We start from the raw sequence: 21,441 nt of genomic DNA on the forward strand, positions 1-21,441 counted from the left end.
TTTAACTTAAAAAAGATGCTTTTTGCATGGAAATAAATTGTTCTGCGAAAAAAATATTAAACAATTGTCTGCTTATTCCGAGAAAAAATTGTAATTTGAATTTTGATTTGAATGAATAAGTAAATATTATCTCGTTAATATTGAGGTATTTAGATGTATTTTTTAACGCTTTTAAGCCTCTTTTGTTTTGTGAATTTTTAGCTGTTTGTACGTAAATTTTATGTTTATTGTACATTAATAAAAGTTTTACTAATAATTATTAATGATTTTATTTGCTTTTTAAAACTAAAATTTGTTAAATTTGGTCACAATATTAACATAACCTATAAAAAAGAAACGCCTATATAAAAAAACTACTTTTTAGAAAATACTCCAAATTTTAAAATTAAAACTAAAAAAAGTAGTTATTATGGCTGATCTGCATACTCCAGACGCTCTATTAGTAAAAAATTATGTTGACGGTAGTGAAGCTGCACTTGCAACATTAATAAAAAGGCACGAGTCTAAGATATATGGATTTATATATTCTAAGATAGCTGATAGAGATATTTCAAATGATATTTTTCAAGATACATTTATTAAAGTAATTAAAACTTTAAAAAGTAATTCGTACAACGAAGAGGGTAAATTTTTGCCTTGGGTTATGCGTATTTCTCATAATTTAATTGTAGATCATTTTCGCAAAACAAAGAAAATGCCAATGTACAGAGAGACAGAAGAGTTTTCTATTTTCTCTATTATGTCAGACGATACCTTGACAATTGAAGGCAAAATGATTGTAGATCAAGTAGAACTTGATTTGAAAAAGCTAATAGAAGAGCTGCCAGAAGACCAAAAGGAAGTACTGGTGATGCGTATGTATCAAGATATGAGCTTCAAAGAAATCTCTGAAATAACAGGCGTTAGCATCAATACAGCATTAGGAAGAATGCGTTATGCGCTAATGAATTTGAGAAAAATAATAGATAAACATCAAATTATTTTAACCAACTAATACTATTTTGATAATAAGCCCGTTATATTAGTATAAAATATTCTGATAGTATGGGGAAAATTTACTCAAAAAAAGCATTAGCTTCTAAAAATCTTAAACCTAAAAAAGAAGTTGTTTCTTTTTTATTGAATTATTCAAGAGCCTTGACTGTAGTTAAGATTGAGGATAAAAATTTTGAGATTATAGCTAACTAAACAGCCCACTGCTCCTGTCGGATGTTTATCAAAAATAAACCAAATGGTCGTTTTGGTTTAAGAGCTCACTGTTTGTATATTTAATATACAAGTAGTGAGTTTTTTTATTTCTACTTTTTCTGATTTAAAAAACATAAGGTTTTTACATCATTTTTCTCTTGTTTTGTTAAAATTTAAAAATTTGATGAGAATTTATATGTTTATTTGGTTTTTAATTCTATTTTAGTTAAAAAACTAACTTTTTACTCGAATAAAATACTTTTATAAAGTGTTATTCGTATTGAAAAGTTGATTAAGATAAGAATTAGAAAAACAATACATTAAAAATTAAATATAACCCCAAAAAACAGATCGTTTATGAAGAAAAACTACCCTGCTTTATTTTGTTAAGTTTGATGCTCATTTGATTTTTGAGAAAATATTTGGACCAGAAAATGTTTACTCACAAATGGTAATAAAGATAATTTTTAAACCAGTTTAATTATCTCTTTACTGTGCCTCAAAAGAACTAAGAAAAATCATTTAATCACCAAAACTTAACCGTAAAAATGAAAGAGAACATTAAAGTGTTGTCGTGCTTATTATTGATGAGCATTGGCGCATTTGCCCAAAAAGACAAAATTAAGGAAGCGCAGTCTTTATTTGATAAAGGAAATAGTCAAGACGCTTTGACTATTTTAACTAAAACAGAATACCTTATTCTTAATGCTTCTGATGAAGACAAATCTGATTACTATTTCTTAAAAGGTAATGTCTTAAAAGATTTGGCTGTAAAAAACATAGATGCAGCAAACAATTTTACATTGGCATCGCAATCGTATCAAGACGTTTTCTTATACGAGAACGAATCAGGAAAATTTAAGTGGACCATTAAAGCTAATATGGCTTTAAAAGACATGAAAGCTAGTCTTGTAAATGGTGCAATGGCAGATTTTAAAGCCGAAAAATACAAAGAAAGTGCCGAAAAAAGCTATAAGGTATATTTGTTTGATAAAAAAGATACCATAAACTTATACAATGCAGCATCTTCATCTCTAAATGCCAAAGATTTCAATGCAGCTGTGACTTACTACGAACTTCTGAAAAAGATTAATTATTCAGGAAAAGGAGTTTTGTACTATGCGACAAATAAGAAAACAAAAGAAGAAGACGTTTTTATTTCGCCAAAAGCTAGAGAGTCGGCAATACAGCAAGGTCTTTACGAAAAACCCAGAACAGAGTCTGTGCCTTCTAAAAGAACAGAAGTCAACAATAACCTAGCTTATGCGTATCTTGAAAAAAAGGATTATCCAAGAGCAGAATCTATTTATAATTATGTTCTGGAATTAGACCCGAATTATGTTGATGCCTATATTAATTTGGCTTATTTGAAATTGCAAATGAAAAAAGATTTGGCTGATGAAATAGCATCATTAGGAACTACTCCAGCCGAAATGAAGAAATATGACAAACTGAACGCTCAGAAAGATGATATTATTCGAAGCGCAATTCCGTATTTGAAAAAAGTATTGGTTCTTGAACCGAAAAATCCAGATGCTACCAAAACATTATTGGGCGTTTACAGATCGCTTGATATGAATGCAGAATATAATGCTTTAAAAGCGGGAATGTAATTTTCTTAAAAAGATATAAAGTTGAAAAATAACAAAGGTGCAGATGTTTTTATCTGCGCCTTTTATTTTTTAACCTTATTTGTGCTTTTTTCCATCTCTTCAATTAGAGATTTTTTACCAACGGTTTTCGTTATAATATCTTTTTCAAGATTCCAGCCTCTAGCGGGCGAATATTCTCGGCCGTACCAAATAATTTGTAAGTGCAAATCATTCCATAAATCTCTAGGAAATAATCTTTTAGCATCTTTTTCGGTCTGCGCTACATTTTTGCCGTTAGATAAATTCCATCTGTACATCAAGCGGTGAATATGTGTGTCTACAGGAAAAGCGGGCACGCCAAAAGCTTGGGACATTACCACACTTGCCGTTTTATGTCCAACAGCAGGTAAGGCTTCAAGTGCCTCAAAACTCTGTGGAACCTCGCCATTATACTTTTCAATTAAAATTTCAGATAAACCATAAATGCCTTTAGATTTCATAGGGGATAAACCGCAGGGACGAATAATTTCTTTGATTTCTTCCACCGACATTTTAACCATATCATACGGGTTATCAGCTTTTGCAAATAATAAAGGTGTAATTTGGTTTACACGAACATCGGTACATTGTGCAGATAATAAAACAGCGATCAAAAGCGTATAAGGATCTTTATGATCAAGCGGAACAGGTATAGTAGGGTAGAGTTCTTTTAATTTATCAATAACAAATTGTACGCGAGCTTCTTTATTCATTTCCGTATTTTTAATGTTGTAAAAATAGTATAATTTTAATGATGTGCCTAATCCAGCTTTCCGTTTCAACTCCTCATTATGCTAGTCACATTTTTAAGTATTTAAAAGAGCTTCCTTCGGTCGCTTTTTAAATACAAAAAATGTAGACTATCATAATTCCGGGGTTTTCACTTCAATCTGGGGCAAAAAGAAGTTGCAAATTATGAGCCGTGAGTTGTAAGTTATAATTTATCTTTGTGAATAATCTAAAATCAAAACTACAGAATCAGTAATCTAAATTCTAAAATCAACAATCTAAAATAAAAAAAAGGTATGACAACATTAAAAGCAGGAGATAAAGCGCCAAATTTTTCAGGAACAGATCAAGACGGAAAAACACATAAGCTGGCAGATTATGCTGGAAAAAAATTAGTTGTTTTCTTTTATCCAAAAGCAAGTACGCCAGGCTGTACGGCTGAAGCTTGCGATTTAAGAGATAATTTTCATCGTTTTCAAGCAAATAATTATGAACTTCTTGGTGTTAGTGCCGACAGTGAGAAAGCACAGATAAAATTCAAAGAAAAATATGAATTGCCATTTCCTTTACTTGCAGACGAAGACAAATCGGTTATTAATGCATTTGGAGTTTGGGGACCAAAGAAATTCATGGGAAAAGAATACGACGGAATTCATAGAACAACTTTCGTAATCGACGAAAAAGGAATTATAGAAGAAGTAATCGAAAAAGTAAAAACAAAAGAACACGCTTCGCAGATTTTGAAATAGAGATTTTGTTTCAAGTTTCAAGTTTCAGGTTTCAAGTTGCCTGTTGGGACCTAATTTTAACGCAAAGTTCGCTAAGTTTTTTCGCAAAGCTCGCCAAGGTTTACAGTTTGACTTAAAGTTTTTTTTTAAGTCCTCAAAGCTTAGAAATATAGATTATATTACTTTAAGAACTTAAAAAGCTTTTACAAAGCTTTATATAATTTCTCTGCGAGCTTTGCGAAAAACTTTGTGAACTTTGCCGTAAAAAAAATACCCGCTCCAACAATAACCTGAAACCTGAAACTTGAAACATAAAAAAAAGTCCCAATAAAGGGACTTTTTTTATTATGTATTTTGTTCTAATTCTTTCTGTGGATGATATCCAAAAAGGTGATGTTCTTTTATAATTTCAGGAATTCCAGGAGGAAGCATTGGTTCCCATCCAGGTATGCCTTGATTGATCATTTTTAGGATTTCTCTAGAGAAAACATCCAAGATATTCGGATCGTAATCTTCAATATCAACCACTTTTCCGTTGAATTTAAAGAATTTATACAATTCTTTCATTCTAGGATGAACCTTTAAGTTGTTCGAATTCATTAATGAGCCATCTTCATCTAACATAGGATATAAGAATACTTTCATATCACGATAGAATAATTTACCGAAAGCTTCTAGAATTCCACCACTTAAATGACGGTAATACTTCTCGTCAAAAATATCAACCAGGTTGTTTACGCCCATTGCTAATCCCATACGAGCTTTGGTGTAATTGGCGAAGTATTCTACAACTTTATAATACTCTTGAAAATTCGAAATCATAACTGTTTGGCCAAGAGAACAAAGTAATTCGGCTCTGTCCATAAAGTCACGCTCGTCAATCTCACCGTCAGAACGTAAATTCGAAAGAGTGATTTCGAAAACAACCAGAGTGTTATTTTTTTCAACTTTATTTTCTTTTAGAAACATTTCTAATGATTTCTCATACATGTCCATATTTACTTTAGTAACTGGACGGAAACTTCCTCTTAAAGCTAAAAGGTTCTTTTTGTATAAGATAGCTGCTGGCAAAATGTTTTTTCCTTCAGGGTTAAACATTACGGCATCTGTCATTCCATTTTTAACCAATTGCAAACTTATTAAACGATTGTCTACATCGGCAAAACGAGGTCCAGAAAAGTTAATGGTGTCGATCTCTAATTGATCTTTATCTAAGTGATCGTATAAGTAACGAAGTAATCGTTTTGGATCGTTATATTTGTAAAAAGCACCGTAAATTAAGTTAACTCCTAAAATTCCCAGTGTTTCCTGTTGTAATCTAGCGTCGGTTTCTTTAAAACGAATATGTAGGATAATTTCGTTATACGCTTCGTCTGGTTCAATTTGGTATCTAATTCCGACCCAGCCGTGACCTTTAAATTGTTTGGCAAAATCTATTGTGGCAACAGTATTAGCGTAGCTAAAAAAAAGTTTTGTAGGGTGTTTTTCACGACTTAAACGCTCTTCGATGATTTGTCCTTCATGTGTAAGCATTTTTTTCAGTCGCTCTTCAGTAACATATCTTCCGTCGCTTTCAGTCCCATAAATGGCATCACTAAAATCTTTATCATAGGCAGACATCGCTTTTGCAATAGTTCCCGACGAACCTCCCGATCTGAAAAAGTGTCTAACGGTCTCTTGTCCAGCACCAATCTCAGCAAATGTTCCGTAAATATTTTCGTTTAAATTAATGCGTAACGCTTTGTCTTTTATAGAAGGAATCTGTTCGATGACCTTGTCACCCTTGAGTTTTATTTCTGTACCCATTTTGTTTTAAATAGATTTGTTACAAAGTTAGTAAATTAGGCTTCTAATGAAAGAGAAATAATCCTATTTTTGTAAAAAAATTAAGTTCAATTGAAGGTTTATTTTTTAGGTACAGGTACTTCTCAAGGTATTCCAATTATCGGAATCGATCATCCCGTTTGCAAAAGCACTGATGCTAAGGATAAAAGGCTTCGTGTATCCATTTGGATAACATGGGGCGAGCATTCTTATGTAATAGATTGCGGCCCCGATTTCAGACAGCAAATGCTTTCTTGCGGATGCCAAAAATTGGATGCAATTCTCTTTACTCACGAACATGCAGATCATACTGCAGGTTTAGATGATATCCGCCCATTTAATTTTAGACAGGGAGAAATTCCAATTTATGGACATCAACGCGTTTTAGATAATCTGAAACGTCGTTTTGATTATGTTTTTGAAACGGTAAACAAATACCCAGGCGCACCAAGTGTAAAAACAATCGAAGTGCAAAACAATGCACCTTTTGCAGTTGGCGATAAAGTGGCAATTCCGATAAATGCTATGCACGGTGATTTGCAGGTTTTTGGATATAGAATAGATGATTTTGCTTATCTGACAGATGTAAAAACCATCGAACAAGCTGAAATTGAAAAACTAAAAGGACTGAAAGTTTTGGTTGTAAATGCTTTGCGTGTCGAACCTCACAATACTCATTTCAATCTGCAAGAAGCACTTGATTTTATTAATCTTGTTAAGCCCGAAAAAGCGTATTTAACGCATATTAGCCATGTTTTAGGATTTCATGAAGAAGTGCAGCAAAGCCTTCCTGAAAATGTTTTCTTGGCTTACGATAATTTAGAAATTACAATTTAATTATACCACACAATGAAAAAATCCTTAATGCTTTATCTTTTTATTCTAGCCATTTTAATGAATGTCTTTACTTATGCGTTCTACAGCGGTGAAGTAAAATTTGCGCAGAATAGATATGATAAAACAACTAAGAAACTAAGAGATAGTATTAGTCTAGTAAAAACTCAATTGGCAGAAGCTGATTATTTTTCTTTAGAGCATAACGAAAATGCACAAAACTACTTTGATAATAGTGCTTCTGGCGGAAAAGTAATTTTGTATGAAAAACTGATTCCGGTTGTAACTGAAAAGCTGTTAGATTTCAATGCAAATCCAAAAGGGAATCCTTATACAGGGCAAGATCAAATAGGTCCAAACAAATTTATCATCAATAAAGTAAAAATTTTAAACCACCGTTGGATCATTGCAGATTATAGCAATGGAGAATTATGGGGAGAAGTCTTGTTAAAATACTTTGTTGATAACGATGATAATATTACCTTTGAAGTAAATCAAACTTGGTTATATCAAAAATAGGATTTTATAATCCTATTTTTTTTGACCTTTAAATAAATTTAGGATTATGAAAAAGATATTTTTGTTTTTGATTATGGCAAGTGCACTTTCTTGCGGAAAGAAAGTTTCTCAAGAAAATACCAGCACAACTACTGCAACTCCAAAAGAGTCACAAAAAGAAGCTGTGGTTGGAGGAGATTCGGATTCGCATGGCTGTAAAGCTTCAGCAGGCTATACTTGGTCAACGCTTAAGAAAGAGTGTATCAGGGTTTTTGAAAATAGCACAAAACTGAACCATGCTGAAGATGGAAAAACCTATTCTACGGTTTCCTATGTAATTTTTGACGGAAATAAAGCAGAACTTTTCTTAGATACTCAGAAAGAATCTATCATTCTGGAAAGAAAATCGGAAGGTGATTCTTGGGTTAACGGCGATTGGCAGTTAATTCCTTGGAAAGGATATGTTCTGAAAAAAGGAGAGAAGATTCTTTATACAGGAGAATAAAAGTAACATGTAAAAAGTGAAATGTAAATTTGTTCAATCATTTTACATTTCACTTTTTACATATTTAAATAATTTCTTTAATAAAATCAGAAGCAACAACCCGAGCAAATTCTTCGTTTAAACTTGCTAAAGCAGTCTGATGTATTAATTCGGCAGAGAATTCTTCTCCGTTTAGACCTTTTTTATTGAAAGTTGCGGTTGCATCCGAAACTAAATATACTGTTAACCAAAATTACCAGCCATTCTAGTTGTTGTAGAAACACAATGATCTGTAGTTAAACCAACAATAACAAGATTCGTGATATTAGCATTGTCAATTAGTTCTTTTAGGTTCGTTCCTATAAAAGCACTATTGACATTCTTTTTGATTATTGTTTCTCCCTCAAGAGGTTTCACAATATCCTGAAATTCATTTCCAGGATTTGTTTCGTTTAAAATCGAATTTGGATTTGAAGAACAATGCTGAACGTGAAAAATAGGCAGTTTTTTAGCTCTCCAAATTTTTAAAAGTTCACCCGCTTTTTCTTCTGCGTCAACATTATTTCGGTCTCCGCCCCAATAGGCAACATCGTTAAATCCTTTTTGAATGTCAATTAAAATCAATGCGGGATTGTCAAGTTTTGAAATACTCATTTTTTTAGATTTAGAAAGTTAGATTGGCTGAAAACTAAAATACTGAACACTGGTCACTAACCAATCAGCCAATTCTTAAAATCAAAGAAATTCTGAGGTGCTACTCCATGTCCAACTGGATATTCTTTGTAAACAACTGGGATCTCTAGTTTCTCTAAAATCGCTGGAGTTTTTCTCGCCCATTCAATCGGAATAACTTGATCTACAGTTCCGTGTGAAGCGAAGAATTTTAAGTTTTTGAAATCATTGTTTTCAAAACCTTCTTTGATGATTTCTTCATTAAAATAACCACTCATTGCTACCACTCTTTGAATTTTTTCTGGATAAGAAAGTGCCGTTGCATAACTTAAAATAGACCCTTGGCTAAATCCGATTAAAGTTACATTATTAGCATCAATTGGGTAATTGGCAACCAATTCGTCAATGAAATTAGCAATTATATCACGAGAAGTTTTTGCTTGTTCATTATCAGAAAATTTATTTTGATCGGCATCGAAATTAATCGCGTACCAAGCGTAAGCACCATATTGTAAATCGTAAGGTGCTCTAGCAGAAATAATGTAATAGTTATCTGGAAGTTCAGAAGCAAAAGAAAATAAATCGGCTTCATTGCTGCCGTATCCGTGTAATAGAAGCAATAACGGATTTTTATCTAAAATTACTTTTGGTTCTCTTATTTTATATTCTAAAGATAGATTCATTTTTTTAGTGTTCAGGTTTTAGTATTCAGTGTTCAGCTTGATCTTTGTCAAAGTTTCAAACTTTGACAAAGTTTTTTAAGGTTCCAAATTTCAGATTCCAGTTTTGGAATTTGGATTTTTAAAACTTGAGATTTTAAAAATTAACCAATTTTTTTAAACCATTTCTGAAATAATTCCCCAACTAACGGAATAGGTCTTGTTTGTCCTTGAATGGCGTTAAAAATTCCGAAAGTCCATAGAATTGAAATACAGATCCACATTGGGAAAGTGATAAAAAAACTATCGAAATTACTGATTATTGCTCCTAAAGAAATAAAAGATAAAGACAAACCTAAAGCTTGACGGATATGAAAAGAAGCAAAACTGTTTTTGTTTTCAGAATTCATGCTCATAGCGATCAAAACACCAATGATTAGAATGTAACTCGTTATAGCAATTGGTTTTCCTTCTTCGACTGAATTATTCATTTGTATTATTTTGTAACTAGTTTATTTTGATTTAAAATTCCGTACACAGAACCTTTAAGTTCAGTTCCTAAAAAAGCAGAATTTTTAGATTTTGAAAGAATGTTTTCTTTCGTAAAAGTTGATTTTCCTTCTGTTGCAAACAAAGTAATATTAGCTTTTACACCTTCTTGAATTGTATTGTTTTCAAGACCAAAAACAGTTCTTGCAGCAGTAAGTTTTGCAACTATAGTTTCTACCGGTAAAACCGTTAGTAAAGCTCCAAAAGCGCTTTCTAAACCTATGGTTCCGTTTTTGGCTGTATCAAATTCCATTTTTTTGAATTCAATATCAATCGGATTATGGTCTGAAGTAATCAAGTCGATAGTCCCGTCAGCAACTCCGTTAAGCAAAGCTTGTCTGTCAACTTCTGTTCTTAGTGGTGGCGTTACTTTAAATCGAGTATCGAATCCGTCCAGTTTTTCATCCGTTAAAACCAAATGATGTACAGATGCGCTACAAGTTACTTGTAGACCTTTAGCTTTAGCTTCTCTAATTAATTCAACCGATTTTGCTGTAGAAATAGTTGGAATGTGAAGTTTTCCGCCCGTATATTCCAACAAAAATAAATTTCTTGAAATTTGCAGTTCTTCTGCCAGATTCGGAATTCCTTTTAAGCCTAATCTTGTTGAAACAATCCCTTCGTTTGCTACACCATTTCCTTTAATGTTTGGATCTTGCGAATAAGCGATTACCAATCCGTCGAAATCTTGAACATATTGTAAAGCGATTTTCAGGATATTAGCATTGTCGATACTTTTATTGTAATCTCCAAAAGCAACTGCTCCAGAATTTTTCATATCAAAAAGTTCTGCCATATCTTTTCCTTCGCTGGCTTTAGTTAAAGCGCCGATTGGGAAAATTTCTGTAGCAAAACCATTTGCTTTATTTTTTACAAAATTTACCTGAGATTGATTGTCAATAATTGGTAAAGAGTTGGGCTGTAATGCAATTGCTGTGAATCCGCTTTTGGCAGCAACATTCAATCCGTTTGCTATCGTTTCTCTGTCTTCGTAACCTGGCTCGCCCAGCGAGACGCTGCTATCAAACCAACCTTGAGAAACATGAAGATCATCAAATCGTACTACTTCTGCATCGTCATTTGGAAGAGAAACGCCTATTTTTTCTATTACACCATCTGCAATTAAAAGATCAACGGTCTGATTGTGAAACGGACTTTTTGAGTCGATAATTTTGGCGCTTTTGATGATTAGTTTCATATGTAGATAATTTTTTGTCGTAAAATGATTTTTGTAAAAAATAAAATGCCTTTAAAACAAACGCGAATTCTATTTCACAAATTTTATAATTGCCATTTCTAATGCTAAAAATAACAGTGCAAAGATAACAAACCATTTCCAAATTTGGCTGTCTGTTCGTTCTGTTTGTAGTGTATTAAAAATGGTTGAAATGGTATCGGCAGTTTTGAAATCAGAAACTACATTCGTGTTTACTTGACTCAAATCGCTTTCCGTTCTTTTGTAATTAAAACTGATATTTTCAACCCATTCTTTTTTGTCAAAAACACTATAATTTCCAGCGGTTTCCGGAAAATCATTGAATGTTAATTTGACTTTATTATTTAAAATCTGCTGAATCGGAATAAAAGAATCGTCTGTTCCTTTAACTTCCAAAATCGCATCTTTAGTCAATAAAACATCCACAAAATAAGGCTGATTATTTCCTATTGTTAAAGCATTTACGCCCGTTTTCTGATTGTTCTGAGCGATTTTATAAAATAACGGAACAATTAAAGGCGATTGCTGAAAATTGGAATTTGTACTATTTATTGGCGCGGTAAAAACCGTTATTCCAGAAACTTGATTTTGAACAGCAGTTACAAAAGCAGTTTGGTCTTCAAATGAAAGTACAGCTGGATAAGAACTCGAAACAGCAAACGAACTATTTACTTTTGGATATTGAAAATTGGTTATTTTGTTTTCGAAAACGCCCGAAAATAAAGGATGGTCGAAATTAATTTTAGTGATTAATTTGCTGATAGTTTCTAAATTTCCGAATTGAATTTTTCCAAAATTCCCTAATAATGCATTTAAGCTCGAAAGAGAAGTTTTCTCAGACGGAATTACAACCAAATTTCCACCTTTAGAAACAAAAGCTTTTAAAGTCGTCTGCAATGCCTGCGGAATATCAATTAATTCGTTTAGAATAATCGTATTTTGTTTTTCTAAACTATTATAATCTAAAGAGCCAATTGGGTAATTGTTGTAATTGAATTCTGCCGAGGTATAAATTCTCGATAAGAAATTGCTTTTTTCAGGTTCACCAATGCTGATAACGTTTGTTTTTTTGTTTTTAGAAATGCTGAAAAACAATTTGTTGTCATAACTTAAACCGTTATCTTCAATTGCAACATATCCATGAAAAGCTTCTTTTGGAATGGTGAAATTGATTTTCTTTTTCTTCGTGTCAAAATTGATAATCGTTTTGGCGATCAGTTTATTTTGATTGTATAAGGCTGTAGAAACCGGTTTAAAATCTTCGCCATAAGCAGACAAATTAATGCCAATTTCGTAGAAGTTTTCTAAAGTCTGGTTAATATAAACGCTGTCAATAGAGACATTGTTTTTCTGTTCTGCTTCTGGAACTATGAAATAAGGTTTTTCTTCAAAATCTATAGTTGCAATATCTTTTTCTTTTAAACCAACGGCATCGGTAATAATGACAATATCTTTTTTATGCGCCGATTTATGTGCCTTAATTTTAGCTGTAATTGCTGAAAGATCAAAAGAAGTTGCACTGTATTTTAGATTTTGTAAAGCGCTTTTAGATGATTTTATATCCGTATTCCAAAAGTTTTCTGTGTTTGTTAAAAGCGAAAATTGAGTGTTTTCAGGAGTATTTTCGAGTAATTCCTGAACAGCTCTTTTTAATAATTCGCCCTTTTTGCCTTTAGCCTGCATACTAAACGAATTATCTAAAATGATATACATTTCGTTTGAAGCATTTTTGCTGTCGGCAGCTTCAAAAAAAGGTTGCGCAAACGCAATAATCGCGCAAGCAAGCAATAATAAACGTGTGGCTAATAAAAGACGTTTTTTGATTTTAGAACTCTTTCGAGTCTGAATGGCAAGTTCTTTTAAAAATCGAACATTGGTGAAAAAAGAAGTTTTAAATCGTCTTAATTGAAATAAATGAACCAAAATTGGAACAATCAATAAAAACAGAAAGTATAGAATTTCGGGATGTTTAAAATGCATTCTGGCTTCGATTTACTTCACTACGTTTTGTTTTTCGCGAAGATGCTGGTCAAAAATACGAATTAAAAATTATTAAACCATATAAGTTCATTTAAGAGATTATTGGTAAAGTCTAAAGCTTATATTTCTTATGTACATGAAAAAAATGTAACTTTTGTAATTTCTTGTAATAAAGAGACTGTTTCAAATAGATATATTGTTTATTTTAGCTAATTCAAAAAAAAACAAATTATGAAAAAAATATATTTAATCTTGTTTTCCGCTTTATCTATAACAGCTGTTAAAGCTCAAAATAAGTTCAATTTATTAGTTGGAACTTACACCAATACCTGCCAAAGCAATGGTATTTATGTTTATGAATTTGATGCTTCTACTGGCGAATATAAATTAAAAAGTTCTTCTGAGAATGTGGTAAGCCCAAGTTATTTATCTGTCTCTGCAGATAATAAGTTTATCTACGCAGTGAACGAAAATGGAACACAAAGTACAGTAAGTTCATTTTCATATGATTCAGCATCTGGAAAGACCAATTTGTTGAATAAAAATGATGCTTTAGGAGCAGATCCGTGTCATTTAATAAATGATGATAAGCATGTAATTGCAGCCAATTATTCTGGCGGTAGTATCGCGGTTTTTAAGAAAAACACAGACGGAAGTATTACTGAAGTACAGCAGTTAATCCAGCATGAAGGAAAAGGACCAAACGCAGCGCGTCAAGAAAAAGCGCATGTCCATATGGTTGTTTTTTCTCCAGATAAAAAGTTTGTGCTTTCGAACGATTTGGGTTTAGATAAAGTATTTATTTATAAATATAATCCAGCAGCTAAAAACGAAATCTTGACATTAAAAGGAAGTGTTGATGTAAAACCAGGAAGTGGTCCAAGACATTTGACTTTCAGTAAAGATGGAAAATTTGTGTATTTAGTTCAGGAATTGGATGGAACTTTGACAACATTAAGCTGGGATAAAACAGGAAGTCTGAAGGTAGTTGCAGAAACAAGCATTCTTCCAAAAGACTTTAAAGGAGGAACGGGAGCAGCGGCAATTAAGCTTTCGCCAGACGGAAACTTTTTATATCTTACCGATCGTGTAGACGCAAATGCAATTTCAGTTTACAAAATTCTTAAAACAGGAGCTTTAGAATTGGTTGAACAGCAAAGCACTTTAGGAAAAGGACCAAGAGATTTTGCGATTGATCCAACAGGAAATTACCTTTTAGTAGGACATCAATATACTAATGATATTGTTATTTTTAAAAGAGATATCGCAACAGGAAAACTGACAGATACTGGAAGAAGAATCCAATTATGTTCTCCAGTAGGACTTCTATTCACGAAAATTTAGAAAAAAGGTTCTAAGGTTCTAAGTTGCTAAGATACTAAGAGAAAAGGCTCAAAAGATTAAATTTTAATCTTTTGAGCCTTTTCTCTTACTTGTGAATAAAAAAAACTTAGAACCTTAGCAACTTAGTACCTTAGCATCTAAAAAAATTATTTTTTCTTCTTCTTCTCGTTTCTTGTCTTCAACATATTTCTGTTAACAGAACCGTGAGTTTTCTTTTTGGTTTTTGAAGGACCACCAAGATTTACTTTTTGGTTCTTTTTAGATTTTTCATGGAAAGCGCCATCACCTTCTAGTTTTGGTTTTTTCATTAAAAACTTTCTTGGCAATTTGTCTTTTTCAGCTTCGATCAGTTTTGCTGAAATTTCGACTTCTTCAGGGAAATCAGCGATTTTAAGCTCCTGATCCATTAAAAGTTCCGTTTCAATTTTGAATTCTTCTTCTCTTGGAGTAACAAAACTAATTGCAGTTCCCGTTGCGTCTGCACGACCCGTACGACCAATTCTGTGCATGTACAATTCTGGCTCTTCTGGAAGTTCAAAGTTAATTACGTGCGTGATGTTAGAAATATCCAAACCTCTTGCCATAACGTCGGTTGTAATTAAGCCGCGAAGATTTCCTTCTTGAAATTCGGCCATGGTGCTCAAACGGTAGTTTTGAGATTTGTTCGAGTGAATTACACCAAATTGTCCTTCAAAAAGCTCATCAATACGATTGAAAAGCATATCCGAAATCTTTTTGTTGTTTACGAAAACCAAAATACGACTCATACTTTCATCGTTTTCCAGTAAATGTTTTAAAAGATTTACTTTGGTATTGAAATTCGGAACATTATAAGTAAGCTGCGTAATTTTTTCAAGCGGAGTTCCTGATGGTGCCAATGTAACTTCTTCAGGAAAATCGAAATAATCATTTAATAAATCATCGACTTCATCTGTCATCGTTGCAGAGAACAAAATGTTCTGACGTTTGGTTTTCATCATCGCAAAAAGAGAAGTCAGCTGCGGTCTGAAACCTAAATTCAGCATTTCGTCAAACTCGTCGATCACTAATTTTTGTGTTTCGTCAAAACGAACAACAGCATCAAGTGCTAAGTCCATTGTACGTCCCGGCGTTCCAACTAAAATATCAACACCTTCGTAAACGGCCTTTTTCTGCGTATTGATGTTTACGCCTCCGTAAATACCCAACGTTTTAACCGACATATAGGTAGTCAGTTTTTCTACTTCTTCAACTACTTGAACCACTAGCTCACGAGTTGGAACTAGAATTACAATTTTTGGCGTATTGGTATGAGTAAATTTATAAAGCTTTAAAAGAGGTAGTAAATAAGCAAATGTTTTACCGGTTCCGGTTTGTGCAATTCCCATCATATCACGTCCAGACATGATTACAGAAAAAGATTTTTCTTGAATAGGAGTAGGCGTAACAAATCCTAATTCGTCAACTGCTTTTTGTAATGATTTTGGAAGATTAAATTTTTCGAAAGTGCTCATTTGCTTTTAATTTTGTGCAAATGTACGTTAAATTCGTGGTTTGTTTAGCAAATTCTTAAAATCATCTAATAATTTATTAGTCTAACTGTTTAATTTTCAATATTAAAACCCTTCAAAAACCCCTAATCCAAACAAGGCAAAATCGTATTTTACAGGATCTTGCGCGTCCATTTTTCTTAATTTGGTATCTAATTCCAATAAAGCTTTAGCATCATTTTGCTTTCGCGAAAGAATGCCAAGTTTGCGGGCAACATTACCCGAGTGAACGTCTAGCGGACAAGATAAAACGGCAGGAGAAATGCTTTTCCAGATTCCTAAATCGACACCTTTTGCATCTTGACGAACCATCCATCGTAGATACATGTTAATTCTTTTTGCGGCCGAATTGTTTAACGGATCTGAAATGTGTTTTTGAGTTCGCGCCAAATGATCGGTTTCAAAGAATATCTTTTTAAATTCGCTGATGCTTTTCTGCAAACTGTCTTTTTCCTGATTTTTAGCAAATACATTTTCCAGTCCGTTATGGTTTTGATAGATATTTTTTAAGCCTTTTATAAAGCCAGCAAAATCATGTCCGTTGAAAGTTCTGTGCACAAAGGTTTCTAGTCTTGCCAAGTCTTCGTCAGAATGTGACATAACGAAATCGTAAGGTGTGTTGCCCATTAATTCCATCATTTTATGCGAATTCTTGATAATCATTTTGCGGTTTCCCCAAGCAATAGAAGCGCTAAGAAAACCCGCAATTTCGATATCTTCTTTTTGAGTAAAGAGATGCGGAATCTGTACAGGATCACTTTCTATAAAATCCTGATTGTTATATTGAATGACTTTTTCGTCTAGAAATTCTTTGAGTTCTTTTTGGTTCATTTTAAATGAAATATTCTTTTATGTTCGAGTGCCCTAGCCCTGATGGGAGGGAAAATCCTTTTATGCCGGGGTTCGGCATAAAAGATTGGAAGGACAGCAGGAAAAAGCTCCTAATTAACTTAATTGCTAATTTGTCCGTCGACCATTACTAATTTTCTATCAGCCATATTGGCCAATTCTTCGTTGTGCGTTACAATGACAAAAGTCTGTCCGAACTCGTCTCGAAGCTGAAAAAATAATTGGTGCAGGTTTTCGGCAGAATGTGTGTCCAGATTTCCAGAAGGCTCGTCGGCAAAAATGACATCTGGTTTATTGATTAAGGCTCTTGCAACTGCTACACGCTGTTGTTCTCCGCCCGAAAGTTCGCTAGGTTTATGGTTAATTCTGTGTGAAAGACCAAGATAGTTCAACAGTTTTTTTGCTTCTTCTTCGGTTTCAGCGGTTTTTTTGCCTGCAATATGAGCTGGAATACATACATTTTCTAGCGCTGTAAACTCAGGTAGGAGCTGATGAAACTGAAAAATGAAACCAAGATTTAAGTTTCTAAAATCGGATAAAATTTTGTCTTGTCTGCTTTTCTTTTTAAAGTAACGATTGTAATACCCTAATAGTAAAATAATGGGCATAAGTAATATTCCCCAATTGATATAACCCAAAATATCATTCTCTATTTTATTTCTAAAAAACAATAAAAAACCTGCAAGCAGAATAATATAGAAAGAACCTAACCAAGTGATGATTTTGAATGCTTTTTCTTGATTTGAGCTATTGTTTTTAATGTTTTGTAACTCGAGTACATTTTTACCATTAATGGTTAAAGATGAATCGGGATTATGATCTGGTTTGTCTAGTGTTCCTAAAATTTGCAGTAATGTAGTTTTACCAGCGCCCGAAGCACCAACGATAGAAACAATTTCGCCTTTTTTAATATGTAAATCAACTCCTTTTAAAACTTCAAGTTTGTCGTAAAATTTATGTATGTTTTTTGCGTGTATCATGTAGTGAAACTGTTTTTACAAAGAAACGAAGATTATGGTCAAAATCAAATTCCAATATGTGAAAATCAAATTCCAAATTTCAAAACCCCAATTCCAAAAGGAGCGAAGCGACTTTTAGAAAATCTAAAATCTAAAATCTAAAATCTAAAATCTAAAATCTAAAATCTAAAATCTAAAATCTAAAATCTAAAATCTAAAATCTAAAATCTAAAATCTAAAATCTAAAATCTAAAATCTAAAATCTAAAATCTAAAATCTAAAATCTAAAATCTAAAATCTAAAATCGGTACATAAATTGATATGGGAATAATGGAAATTAAATTTAGAAAAGAGATAATAGAATTTCGTGAATTATTTTTAATTTCGATTAACTTAAAAATGAATGTGTTATGCAAGATTTAGAAGTTGCAGAAGATAGCAGAATGTCAAAACTACTTATAGGGCTGGTTTTGGATGGAATTGGTATGATTTCTTTTTCGATTCCGTTTCTGGGTGAGTTTTCAGATGTGGTTTGGGCTCCTATCGCTGCCATAATTATGGCAAGAATGTATAAAGGAAGAGTAGGGAAGGTTGCTGGTGTTTTGACTTTTCTTGAGGAAATACTGCCTTTTACAGATGTGATTCCGTCTTTTACCTTGACTTGGATTTATACTTATTTCTTTCAGAAAAAATAAAAAAAAGACGGTTTTAGGCCGTCTTTTTTAATTGCTTTAGTTTTAACTATTGAATGATTATTTTTTTTACGTATTGTGTTTTCTTAGTCTGCGGATTTACGACTTTAATCAAGAAAACGCCTTTTGAATGCAATTGGATTGTTTCTTGTGTGCCTCCTTTAATTTTTTGCTTTACTAATTCTTTTCCATAAATATCGTAGATCTTAAGATCTAAAATTTCTGCTTCTTCATTATCAATAAAAACAGAGAAAGATCCGTTGCTTGGAATTGGCCAGACATTAAAAGCATTGTTTTTAATTTCTTTAATACTATCGTCTGTTCCTAATGTCAAGCTTTGCCCGCTTATAACATTCACTTTTCTTTTCATTGTACCACCTTCAGAATCTGTTACGTTAAATTCAAAAGAGCATAATCCGTTTGAAGTTGGTGTAAATGCAACCACATCTGTATTTAGAATTGCATTTCCGTTTACTACATTCGAAATGGCATAAGAAACGCCACTTGTAAATCCTCTTGACAATTTTTGAATATTAATGTCAATTTTAGTTCCGTCTGGAGATTCGTAATGTGGCAGTGACATCCATTGTAAATACTCGTCTAAATGAGTATAGCCATCTAAATTAGGATCGGCATTTGCATCTGAAAAATCTCCAATTGCAGAGTTTACATTGGTTCCTATGATATTTTCCCACCAGTTTGGCAATCCATCTTGATCGCTATCCCAATTAGCATCTCTCACTACAGTCGGATAGTTTTCGAAACCACCAACATCTGCTTCATTATCTGGAAATCCAGGTTTGCCTGTTACACTTCCAACTGCAGAATACGTTCCATTTAATGTCTCTGAAATAATTCTTTGGTCATGTTCGTCAAATTCTGGCGGGGTACATCCAACATCAGAAAGAACAATTTTGTAAGCATTTTTAGCCGATTGAGTTGTTACATAAGAAGGGAAAAAAGGTGTATTTACGAAGTTATCATAAGGAACCGTATTTCCTGATGCTTTTCTTCCAGCAGTCTGATTGCTTTCGTCGAAATAGCCAGGCATTACATTTCCGCTAAAATAACATTGCTGCATTCCGGTTCCAACACCTTCATTTTGCTGATTAAAAGCAACAAATATTTTTGAACCAGCCCCAGGTTTGTAATAGTTGTTTACAAAGTTAACTTCTTTGGTTCCTCCATCTGTGGTTCTTCCTCCCCAGTTATAAACGACATTGTTCGTAATATCCATTTTTCCTGCATAAGCACCGTTTCCGTCCAATCCGCCGCCAAGACTCCAATTTCTGCCGTAGCAATGGGCTAATAGATTATGATGGAAACTTCCAATATCTCCACCAATTGTAGCAGCATATCCATGTTCTGTTCCTGTTGGATAATTTTGATGATTTGCTGCATTTAAAGCCTCAGAAATAAGTGTTCTCTGAAGGGTGATATTTTTTCCAGATCGAGAACTGAAAGATTCGTCAATAGTCCAGCTGATAGAGCAGTGGTCGATAATGCTATTGTCTGCGCCAGTTAATCCCATTCCGTCAAAAGTAGGTCCTGCACCAACTCTAACACGCAGATTTTGTACAACAGCATCGTTTCCTGTTACGCCAAAAGGAGCAGAACGAATGCAGATTCCTTTTCCTGGAGCGGTTTGTCCGGCAACTGTTACGTAAGGCTGGCTTAAAACCAGACGTGATTGCAATTGAATTACACCAGAAGTATTAAAGACAATTGTTCTCGGTCCAATATCGTTTGTAACGGCTTCACGAAAACTTCCTGGTCCGCTGTCGTTTAGATTAGTAACGGCAACAACTTTTCCGCCACGTCCTCCACGTGCAAAACGGCCGTATCCTTCAGCGTCAGGAAAAGCAAGCTGTGCGGGACGAAAGCGCCAAACATTTCCTTTTTCAATTCCATTTGATAAAACTTCATCAACACGCCAATAATAAGTTGCTCCCGTATACAATCCGTTTACCTGATAAGAATTGTTGGCTAAAGCTTGATTTCCTTTATATTCTGGTGAAGCTGTCGTTGCGTTATCAACCGCTGTTGGATCTGTTCCAAAATAGATATTATGTGAAACAGCTCCCGACCCAGCAGTCCATTGCAACAATTTTCCGCCCGATGTTAATTCTACATGTTCGTTGTTTTGTTTTGGATCTGGATTTATAGCTTGATGAGAAATATTGGGTGTGTTTAATTCAAAACCATTAAAAATGAAGTTTTTAACATTTTCTGTTCCCGAAGTTTCTGCAGCGATTAAAATTACGACATCGGTTCCTGCTGTAGCTTGAAATCTTAAATAAGAAGACGCTGCGTCAGCTGTTTTAGTTGCTCTTACAGTTGGAATTAAATTATTGACCACTACATTTCCATCTACAGAAATATCAATTGGACTAAAGGTATTTGTGGTTGGGCTGTCTACATTGTTGAAGAAAGCTAATAAGGTATGTTCTCCTGTGGCTAAACCGCTTATTTTGAGTTCGATTTGAGCGCCAAGATTTGCTGTTGTGCCTTTTACTGTAAGTCCATCACAGACCAATCTTGCGTAATAAGGGGCTTGAATTCCTGCTTTGTACCAATTGGTTCCTAAGTTGTCTCCATTAGTTCCGGTGCGACTAATTGTAAAAGTAACTCCATTTTCGGTATAAGAACTAGTGTTTCCAGAAGCAATTACCCAAGCGGTGTAATCGGGATCATTTACTTCGGCTTTCGGTCTTCCTGATTGGTCAAAGTCGATTTTTACAATCGGATTTTGAGCAAAAACCTTGTTTACGGGTGCAATGAGACAAATCATCACCACCATAAGGGAGGATTTAAAGTAATTTTTCAGCATGTCAAATTGTGGTTTGGTTAGTAAGTAATAATTTTTGTTAGAAATATTAATTGTTTGATTATCAAGTTTAATAAATGCTTCTAACTATTGTAAAGTTTGTTATTACTTAAAATATAACTATCCTGCACCATCCTGTTCTGTATAGTGATTAAATAAAAAATTGGCATAAAAAAAATGTTATGTATTTTTTTTATGCCAATTTTTTAAATATGTAATGTTTGATAAATGCAGGGATTGATTAAACTG

At 33.4% G+C, this 21,441-nt stretch carries 18 protein-coding genes and 3 pseudogenes; 9 read left to right on the top strand and 12 right to left on the bottom strand.

Annotation, left to right across the window (positions count from 1 at the left end):
- Positions 1-409: 409 nt before the first annotated feature.
- The 3 genes from QLQ95_RS16050 (at position 410) to QLQ95_RS16060 (ending at position 2,801) form a co-directional block, all read left to right on the top strand.
- Positions 410-994, top strand: a complete 585-nt coding sequence (locus QLQ95_RS16050) for an RNA polymerase sigma factor (RefSeq protein ID WP_095929970.1) — start codon at positions 410-412, stop codon at positions 992-994.
- Positions 995-1,044: 50 nt separating this feature from the next.
- The gene (locus QLQ95_RS16055) at positions 1,045-1,188 is read left to right on the top strand and encodes a hypothetical protein (RefSeq protein WP_248726141.1); all 144 of its coding nucleotides are present in this window, start codon (positions 1,045-1,047) and stop codon (positions 1,186-1,188) included.
- Between the two features lie 548 nt (positions 1,189-1,736).
- Positions 1,737-2,801, top strand: coding sequence for a tetratricopeptide repeat protein (locus QLQ95_RS16060; RefSeq protein WP_095929971.1), 1,065 nt, complete (start codon positions 1,737-1,739; stop codon positions 2,799-2,801).
- Between the two features lie 62 nt (positions 2,802-2,863).
- On the opposite strand, the gene QLQ95_RS16065 is transcribed toward QLQ95_RS16060, so the two are convergent.
- Positions 2,864-3,532 carry an endonuclease III domain-containing protein gene (locus QLQ95_RS16065; RefSeq protein ID WP_482500603.1) on the bottom strand — a complete coding sequence of 223 codons (669 nt, stop codon included), beginning with the start codon at positions 3,530-3,532 and terminating at the stop codon, positions 2,864-2,866.
- 312 nt (positions 3,533-3,844) lie between these two features.
- Between QLQ95_RS16065 and bcp the strand changes: the two genes are divergently transcribed.
- Complete coding sequence (gene bcp, locus QLQ95_RS16070; protein WP_428237167.1) at positions 3,845-4,297, top strand: thioredoxin-dependent thiol peroxidase; 453 nt, start codon at positions 3,845-3,847, stop codon at positions 4,295-4,297.
- 324 nt (positions 4,298-4,621) lie between these two features.
- On the opposite strand, the gene QLQ95_RS16075 is transcribed toward bcp, so the two are convergent.
- Positions 4,622-6,082 carry a TonB-dependent receptor gene (locus QLQ95_RS16075; protein ID WP_095929974.1) on the bottom strand — a complete coding sequence of 487 codons (1,461 nt, stop codon included), beginning with the start codon at positions 6,080-6,082 and terminating at the stop codon, positions 4,622-4,624.
- A gap of 90 nt (positions 6,083-6,172) precedes the next feature.
- Here QLQ95_RS16075 and QLQ95_RS16080 point away from each other — a divergent pair, with 90 nt between their 5' ends.
- Genes QLQ95_RS16080 through QLQ95_RS16090 form a run of 3 tightly spaced genes read left to right on the top strand, consistent with a single transcriptional unit; the run spans position 6,173 to position 7,937 of the window.
- On the top strand, positions 6,173-6,937 hold the full coding sequence (locus tag QLQ95_RS16080; RefSeq protein ID WP_482500604.1) for an MBL fold metallo-hydrolase: 765 nt from the start codon (positions 6,173-6,175) through the stop codon (positions 6,935-6,937).
- Between the two features lie 12 nt (positions 6,938-6,949).
- Entirely contained in the window at positions 6,950-7,453 is a 504-nt protein-coding gene (locus QLQ95_RS16085) for a hypothetical protein (RefSeq protein ID WP_095929976.1), read from the top strand.
- A gap of 46 nt (positions 7,454-7,499) precedes the next feature.
- On the top strand, positions 7,500-7,937 hold the full coding sequence (locus QLQ95_RS16090) for a hypothetical protein (protein ID WP_428237169.1): 438 nt from the start codon (positions 7,500-7,502) through the stop codon (positions 7,935-7,937).
- A gap of 64 nt (positions 7,938-8,001) precedes the next feature.
- On the opposite strand, the pseudogene QLQ95_RS16095 reads toward QLQ95_RS16090, so the two are convergent.
- From QLQ95_RS16095 to QLQ95_RS16115, 5 genes and pseudogenes are all read right to left on the bottom strand, one after another.
- Positions 8,002-8,570: pseudogene (locus tag QLQ95_RS16095) on the bottom strand (cysteine hydrolase family protein).
- A gap of 56 nt (positions 8,571-8,626) precedes the next feature.
- The gene (locus QLQ95_RS16100; RefSeq protein WP_095929978.1) at positions 8,627-9,271 is read right to left on the bottom strand and encodes an alpha/beta hydrolase; all 645 of its coding nucleotides are present in this window, start codon (positions 9,269-9,271) and stop codon (positions 8,627-8,629) included.
- A 140-nt stretch (positions 9,272-9,411) separates the two neighbouring features.
- Positions 9,412-9,738 carry a hypothetical protein gene (locus tag QLQ95_RS16105; protein ID WP_095929979.1) on the bottom strand — a complete coding sequence of 109 codons (327 nt, stop codon included), beginning with the start codon at positions 9,736-9,738 and terminating at the stop codon, positions 9,412-9,414.
- A gap of 5 nt (positions 9,739-9,743) precedes the next feature.
- Positions 9,744-10,994: a dihydroorotase gene (locus QLQ95_RS16110; protein ID WP_482500607.1), complete on the bottom strand. Its 1,251-nt coding sequence runs from the start codon at positions 10,992-10,994 to the stop codon at positions 9,744-9,746.
- Between the two features lie 69 nt (positions 10,995-11,063).
- Complete coding sequence (locus QLQ95_RS16115; protein ID WP_482500608.1) at positions 11,064-12,992, bottom strand: BatA domain-containing protein; 1,929 nt, start codon at positions 12,990-12,992, stop codon at positions 11,064-11,066.
- Between the two features lie 231 nt (positions 12,993-13,223).
- Here QLQ95_RS16115 and QLQ95_RS16120 point away from each other — a divergent pair, with 231 nt between their 5' ends.
- The gene (locus tag QLQ95_RS16120) at positions 13,224-14,336 is read left to right on the top strand and encodes a lactonase family protein (RefSeq protein WP_482500610.1); all 1,113 of its coding nucleotides are present in this window, start codon (positions 13,224-13,226) and stop codon (positions 14,334-14,336) included.
- A gap of 146 nt (positions 14,337-14,482) precedes the next feature.
- Here QLQ95_RS16120 and QLQ95_RS16125 read toward each other — a convergent pair whose 3' ends face one another.
- The 4 genes and pseudogenes from QLQ95_RS16125 to QLQ95_RS16140 all read right to left on the bottom strand — a co-directional run.
- Positions 14,483-15,829: a DEAD/DEAH box helicase gene (locus QLQ95_RS16125; protein ID WP_320495202.1), complete on the bottom strand. Its 1,347-nt coding sequence runs from the start codon at positions 15,827-15,829 to the stop codon at positions 14,483-14,485.
- A 102-nt stretch (positions 15,830-15,931) separates the two neighbouring features.
- Positions 15,932-16,696 (bottom strand): TIGR02757 family protein, encoded by a 765-nt coding sequence (locus tag QLQ95_RS16130; RefSeq protein WP_095929984.1) that lies wholly within the window; start codon positions 16,694-16,696, stop codon positions 15,932-15,934.
- A gap of 119 nt (positions 16,697-16,815) precedes the next feature.
- Positions 16,816-17,265 (bottom strand): annotated as a pseudogene (locus QLQ95_RS16135) (ABC transporter ATP-binding protein); the annotation flags it as partial.
- Positions 17,266-17,481: 216 nt separating this feature from the next.
- Positions 17,482-17,694, bottom strand: a pseudogene (locus tag QLQ95_RS16140) (ATP-binding cassette domain-containing protein); the annotation flags it as partial.
- 389 nt (positions 17,695-18,083) lie between these two features.
- On the opposite strand from QLQ95_RS16140, the gene QLQ95_RS16145 reads away from it, so the two are divergent.
- Positions 18,084-18,368, top strand: a complete 285-nt coding sequence (locus QLQ95_RS16145) for a hypothetical protein (protein ID WP_095931743.1) — start codon at positions 18,084-18,086, stop codon at positions 18,366-18,368.
- A 46-nt stretch (positions 18,369-18,414) separates the two neighbouring features.
- Here the strand turns inward: QLQ95_RS16145 and QLQ95_RS16150 are convergent, their stop codons facing one another.
- Complete coding sequence (locus QLQ95_RS16150; protein WP_482500613.1) at positions 18,415-21,195, bottom strand: T9SS type A sorting domain-containing protein; 2,781 nt, start codon at positions 21,193-21,195, stop codon at positions 18,415-18,417.
- Positions 21,196-21,441: the final 246 nt, after the last annotated feature.

This window comes from Flavobacterium sp. B330r, from assembly GCF_056824325.1.

What these genes read in the sequence shown, in the direction of transcription:
- QLQ95_RS16130 (WP_095929984.1), bottom strand. Translation starts at nt 16,696, where the DNA reads ATGAACCAAAAAGAACTCAAAGAATTTCTAGACGAAAAAGTCATTCAA.
- bcp (WP_428237167.1), top strand. Translation starts at nt 3,845, where the DNA reads ATGACAACATTAAAAGCAGGAGATAAAGCGCCAAATTTTTCAGGAACA.
- QLQ95_RS16090 (WP_428237169.1), top strand. Translation starts at nt 7,500, where the DNA reads ATGAAAAAGATATTTTTGTTTTTGATTATGGCAAGTGCACTTTCTTGC.
- QLQ95_RS16120 (WP_482500610.1), top strand. Translation starts at nt 13,224, where the DNA reads ATGAAAAAAATATATTTAATCTTGTTTTCCGCTTTATCTATAACAGCT.
- QLQ95_RS16105 (WP_095929979.1), bottom strand. Translation starts at nt 9,738, where the DNA reads ATGAATAATTCAGTCGAAGAAGGAAAACCAATTGCTATAACGAGTTAC.
- QLQ95_RS16055 (WP_248726141.1), top strand. Translation starts at nt 1,045, where the DNA reads ATGGGGAAAATTTACTCAAAAAAAGCATTAGCTTCTAAAAATCTTAAA.
- QLQ95_RS16100 (WP_095929978.1), bottom strand. Translation starts at nt 9,271, where the DNA reads ATGAATCTATCTTTAGAATATAAAATAAGAGAACCAAAAGTAATTTTA.
- QLQ95_RS16060 (WP_095929971.1), top strand. Translation starts at nt 1,737, where the DNA reads ATGAAAGAGAACATTAAAGTGTTGTCGTGCTTATTATTGATGAGCATT.
- QLQ95_RS16125 (WP_320495202.1), bottom strand. Translation starts at nt 15,829, where the DNA reads ATGAGCACTTTCGAAAAATTTAATCTTCCAAAATCATTACAAAAAGCA.
- QLQ95_RS16050 (WP_095929970.1), top strand. Translation starts at nt 410, where the DNA reads ATGGCTGATCTGCATACTCCAGACGCTCTATTAGTAAAAAATTATGTT.
- QLQ95_RS16150 (WP_482500613.1), bottom strand. Translation starts at nt 21,195, where the DNA reads ATGCTGAAAAATTACTTTAAATCCTCCCTTATGGTGGTGATGATTTGT.
- QLQ95_RS16115 (WP_482500608.1), bottom strand. Translation starts at nt 12,992, where the DNA reads ATGCATTTTAAACATCCCGAAATTCTATACTTTCTGTTTTTATTGATT.
- QLQ95_RS16110 (WP_482500607.1), bottom strand. Translation starts at nt 10,994, where the DNA reads ATGAAACTAATCATCAAAAGCGCCAAAATTATCGACTCAAAAAGTCCG.
- QLQ95_RS16145 (WP_095931743.1), top strand. Translation starts at nt 18,084, where the DNA reads ATGCAAGATTTAGAAGTTGCAGAAGATAGCAGAATGTCAAAACTACTT.
- QLQ95_RS16075 (WP_095929974.1), bottom strand. Translation starts at nt 6,082, where the DNA reads ATGGGTACAGAAATAAAACTCAAGGGTGACAAGGTCATCGAACAGATT.
- QLQ95_RS16085 (WP_095929976.1), top strand. Translation starts at nt 6,950, where the DNA reads ATGAAAAAATCCTTAATGCTTTATCTTTTTATTCTAGCCATTTTAATG.
- QLQ95_RS16065 (WP_482500603.1), bottom strand. Translation starts at nt 3,532, where the DNA reads ATGAATAAAGAAGCTCGCGTACAATTTGTTATTGATAAATTAAAAGAA.